This is a genomic window from Streptococcus mitis (assembly GCF_946190325.1).
Taxonomy (GTDB): Bacteria; Bacillota; Bacilli; order Lactobacillales; family Streptococcaceae; genus Streptococcus; species Streptococcus mitis_CF.
In genome coordinates, this window is the sequence record NZ_CAMHZR010000017.1 from 1 (window position 1) to 3331 (window position 3331).

The 3331-nt window shown below is 38.3% G+C and carries 4 protein-coding genes and 2 pseudogenes; all 6 read left to right on the forward strand.

Going from position 1 to position 3331, the window contains the following annotated elements; genetic code table 11:
- A pseudogene (locus tag N8M95_RS09055) lies at nucleotides 1-534 on the forward strand (hypothetical protein); the annotation flags it as partial.
- 2 nt (nucleotides 535-536) lie between these two features.
- Nucleotides 537-770: an Imm74 family immunity protein gene (locus N8M95_RS09060; RefSeq protein WP_049510510.1), complete on the forward strand. Its 234-nt coding sequence runs from the start codon at nucleotides 537-539 to the stop codon at nucleotides 768-770.
- A gap of 21 nt (nucleotides 771-791) precedes the next feature.
- Complete coding sequence (locus N8M95_RS09065; protein ID WP_261117073.1) at nucleotides 792-1997, forward strand: hypothetical protein; 1206 nt, start codon at nucleotides 792-794, stop codon at nucleotides 1995-1997.
- A gap of 1 nt (nucleotide 1998) precedes the next feature.
- Nucleotides 1999-2421 (forward strand): hypothetical protein, encoded by a 423-nt coding sequence (locus tag N8M95_RS09070; RefSeq protein WP_042749695.1) that lies wholly within the window; start codon nucleotides 1999-2001, stop codon nucleotides 2419-2421.
- Between the two features lie 12 nt (nucleotides 2422-2433).
- Nucleotides 2434-2856, forward strand: coding sequence for a hypothetical protein (locus N8M95_RS09075; protein WP_042749694.1), 423 nt, complete (start codon nucleotides 2434-2436; stop codon nucleotides 2854-2856).
- Nucleotides 2857-3136: 280 nt separating this feature from the next.
- A pseudogene (locus N8M95_RS09085) lies at nucleotides 3137-3331 on the forward strand (T7SS effector LXG polymorphic toxin); the annotation flags it as partial.

Below are 3331 nucleotides of genomic sequence, written 5' to 3' on the forward strand. Positions count from 1 at the left end.
GAAGATGCCCAAACCGCAAACTTTATCGGGAATATCGTAGGAGGTTATGCGGTCTCCTCAGCAGCCAGCAAGTTTAGCTTGAATCAACCTGTTTCTCCAAATCGATATTCAAAAATAGATTTTACTCAAACTGACTTTGATGTTGAGTTAATAAGAGGTAGATTGAAAACTGATCCAGATACGGCTTTTTTCTGGTCAGGACGAACAGATGGCATTGGAGGAATGGATGTTGCGAAAAAAATAGCAAAAAATAAAGGAGGAGTTACATTAGAATCTACGATTGATGATACGAATATTGTAATGCCTGAATGGGATTTTAATACTCCTTCAAGTGTAACAGCTTGGGAGGAAGCTTCGAATGTTTACGCAGAGCAAGTATCTGGTGAAATAAGAGCTGTAGTTGGTAGCGAACTACGACCAGGAAATATTTGGGAAAACATCGAACTACCAAGATTGAAGGCCAATCCAAATGTTACTAAGGTTACGACAATAGATCCTAAAACAGGGGTAGAAAAAATTATATTCGAGAGGTAGAAATGAAAATTACAGGAACAAGATCAACAATTACTTTTGATTTAGAGAATGGTTTCCTATTAAAAGCACAAGGAGAATTGCTGATCAATAAAAAATTTGTTGTTTATAAAGATAGTATGACACAATGGGAGCCCCCTCATGATAATCTTCCGATAACTCAAAGAGAAATAGAGAATATTATTAATACAGCTAAAAAAATGGAGAGCAATCAAACTATTCAATTAGACTTTGTATAATTATGTTGTATTCTAAGAGAAATGAATCTCTATACAGCGGGTCAGGTTGCCTATCATGGGACCAAGCTCCTAGGTGGAAGTGAGGAAGATGCCCAAACCGCAAACTTTATCGGGAATATCGTAGGAGGTTATGTGGTCTCCTCAGCAGCCAGCAAGTTTAGTCTCAATAAGGTGAAAGTAGAGGTCGAAGCACCGAAGTATAACCGAGAGCAGATTCTGAAGAATCTGAAAGAAAGTAAACTTGCGAGGGAATCCAGTAACTTTGACCAGTATCTGGCGAAGGAGAAACTCCAACGAGGCTTAAACAAATCCCCATTAGTTAGTCGGGAACTTCCGAAGGTGAAGGGGGTGCACGATGTCGAAGCACCGAAGTATAACCGAGAGCAGATTCTGAAGAATCTGGAAGAAAGTAGGCTTGCGAGGGAATCCAGTAACTTTGACCAATATCTGGCGAAGGAGAAACTCCAACAAGGCTTAAACAAATCCCCATTAATTAGTCGGGAACTTCCGAAGGTGAAGGTAAATGTCGAAGTACCGAAGTATAACAGAGAACAAATTCTAAGAAATATAGAAGAAAGCAAGCTTGCAAGGAAGAGTTCAGGGTTTAAAGATTTTGCAACTCGCGAAAGATATCTAGAGAAGGTCTTTGACAAATTAACTCCTGAAGAAAGGGAATTAATTTTTAATATTTCTAAGGACTCACCTAAAGTGAAGTATATTAGAGGTGCATATACTAAGAAGGAAATACTTGATATCAAGCCCGATTCTCAGAAAGGAATCCTTCGCCCAGATGTTGAGGATTATCTCACTCCTGAATATATAGAAGCACATAGACAACTATTTAAAAATGGTGCTATTAAAATTCAGAAATTTACACCTGAAGAAGGTGGTTATAATAATGGTGCAATTGGTAATCCAAAAGATCATGTTGCCTTTGTTATGCCCAAAGAAGCTGGTGAAACGCTGATTAAAGTGACTAAGGGAGATCCTGAATTGTTGGAAGATATATTAGGCCTACATAGAGGAGATTTAGGCTCTTCTCCTGTAGCTATTGAAATTCCACCAGAATCTATAAAAAACCCAAGAATTCCAAGTGGAAATGAAAAGTCTGCTTTTGAAGGATTTTGGAAACCAGGAGGACAAACCTTCCCAGGAAATATGCCAGAAGCAGTCATTGACGAAGTTCCATGGGGAGAATTTACAATTCGAAAATTAGGAGGCGATTAAAATGAGTTTAACTAAAATAACATGGGAAGAATTTGATACCTTTGATAAGATTGAATCACCGAAGGGATATGATTTTCGAACACATGAAGGGAAATACTATACTTTTGGAGAGTTTGGAGTAGCTTCCGTTCGTCGTATCTTTGAGATTAATCCTTCTGATTTTAACGAATATTTATTAGGTAGGAGAACGGCACATGAAATTGACTTTAAAGCGCAGAATGATTGCTGGCCTCTAACGGAAGAAGAAAAGAATGAAATAAGAAAAAATAGAGCTAGAGAAAAACCAATTGTGCTGATTTCCAACCGTAAAAATCAGTTGCTTTTTAGTAAGAAAGAACTTGAAATACTTATTCCCAAAGCCGAACAGCAATGGATAGAATCAATGGGGAAACTTCCAGACGATTATGTATCACCACTTAAGTAAAAGAGGTTTGAAATGAAACCAACAAAACTAGGCTGGGAAGATGTTATCCAGTTTGAAGAGGTAAAAGGTTATGGTCAGCATATCTGGAGAGATGGTAATCATTTTTATTACGTTACTGAGGAGGGAGGAATTGCCCCTCAGCGAGTGGTTTATGAATTACCAAATGAGTTATTTGCCTTACTAGAGAGTGGGGAGAGAACGATACGAGAAGTATCTTATAGAGTAAAGAACAATTGTTGGCCACCGACGGAAGAAGAAAAGAAAGCTAGTGAGAAACAATTTGTATTAAAAGGCTTAACTCCTTTAATAGCTAGTCCTAAGAGTTGGGAATTATTTACTCAGGAAGAGCTTGAGACATTAATTCCACTTGCGGAAAAAAAATGGATTGACTGGAGAGGTAAGCTTCCAGATGATTATGTTTCACCATTGAAATAGCTTGTAAGGAACTTGTTTATACACTGTTAGTTGTAAGCAAGTTCCTGTTTTTACATTAAGTGAAAATCTCCAAGGTCAGGCCATCTCGAGTATGCGCAGTTACCTAGTAGAGGTGCATGGGACTCTTCTTCAAACTCTGGTTAACCTGATGAATGACTACTCAACTAATCTCCTACTGTACAAGGATGGTTACTATCAAATTGATTAAAGCAATCATGCAAAGTTACCAGGTCAGGTGTTTACAACCCTTCATAGTGATTTGAAGAGCTCACGGGACGATTTGAAGAGTGAGATTGAGGTCTTGAACACGACCAAGGACAAGATTTCAGACTTGGTGAGCTATTCAGGAAGCAGTCATACCAGTACGGTCATGAACTATAACTTTCTCATGAATCAGGTCAAGAACTTGGACAACTCGATCATCCAGTATGAAAGTAATCATGCGAGTCAGGATTTGGTTGCCTTTAAGGAACTC